The sequence below is a fragment of the Psychrobacter sp. 16-MNA-CIBAN-0192 genome (assembly GCF_040309565.1).
Lineage (GTDB): Bacteria > Pseudomonadota > Gammaproteobacteria > Pseudomonadales > Moraxellaceae > Psychrobacter.
Genome location: NZ_JBEOOX010000803.1, coordinates 1 through 229, shown reverse-complemented (window position 1 = coordinate 229; position 229 = coordinate 1). Strand labels below are relative to the sequence as shown.

Genomic DNA, 229 nt, shown 5'->3' with positions numbered 1-229 from the left:
GTCAGGTGCAACGCTTGAGCCGCCTGCGCGATGTGCACGACATGGCCGAGCTGCGTGTCGAGGCCTACACCGGCAAAAGCTACGGTGGCGGCAATAACAACGACGCCGGCGCCGTCTCCGGCAGCCGAGACTGGGGCATCGAAAGCGTGATCTACACGCCGCCCATCGACGAAGACTGGCGCCTGTTCGCCGGCGCCGGCTATGCCACCGCCGACTTCCAGGAAGGCAC

1 protein-coding gene is annotated in these 229 nt (G+C 66.4%); it reads left to right on the top strand.

Features of this window, described 5'->3' with window-relative positions:
• Positions 1 to 14: 14 nt before the first annotated feature.
• A partial coding sequence (locus AAEY78_RS15285) for a hypothetical protein (RefSeq protein WP_352340398.1) occupies positions 15 to 229 on the top strand: 215 nt, incomplete at its 3' end.